At 60.1% G+C, this 415-nt stretch carries 1 protein-coding gene and 1 pseudogene; both read left to right on the top strand.

What is annotated here, in order from left to right; all coding sequences use genetic code 11:
- Positions 1-203, top strand: a 203-nt coding sequence (locus tag AB4Z23_RS28750) for an SAF domain-containing protein (RefSeq protein WP_441361347.1), incomplete at its 5' end; no start/stop codon positions are given.
- Positions 204-222: 19 nt separating this feature from the next.
- A pseudogene (locus AB4Z23_RS28745) lies at positions 223-415 on the top strand (arylsulfatase); the annotation flags it as partial.

Here is a 415-nt window from a genome sequence, read left to right as displayed (position 1 = left end):
ACCACAGTCCGATGCTGACTGCCCGCATTATTCCGGCTGTGTCGGTAAACGCCGGCAACCCGGCCTGCGCCCATCTGTTAACGGGCAATCGGGCGACAGTCGATATTTCCGCTGGAACGCTTCTCACCTACGACATGGTAGAGGAGCCGCAAGGCTCGGCACTATGGGCTATGCGGCGCCTGCAGGACCGGACATTTCTCTGAACGTCATGAAGGGCTCAGCATGACCTACGATCCTCGCATATTCCTGTTCCACGCCACTCCGGTGGCGATGGAGCCAACCCGTGCCTCAATGAGGAACCTCTGGCCGGAAGCACAGGCCGTCAATATCCTCGACGAAAGTCTGTCGCTGGATCGGGCGGGCGAGGGGACGCACCTCTCTCAGAGTTTGAMGCGACGTTTCCTGTCTCTCGGGC

The organism is Agrobacterium sp. MCAB5 (assembly GCF_052114365.1).
In the GTDB taxonomy this organism is placed as follows: Bacteria; Pseudomonadota; Alphaproteobacteria; order Rhizobiales; family Rhizobiaceae; genus Agrobacterium; species Agrobacterium tumefaciens.
The sequence above is the reverse complement of the archived record's forward strand: the minus strand, read 5'-3'. Positions and strand labels throughout refer to the sequence as shown.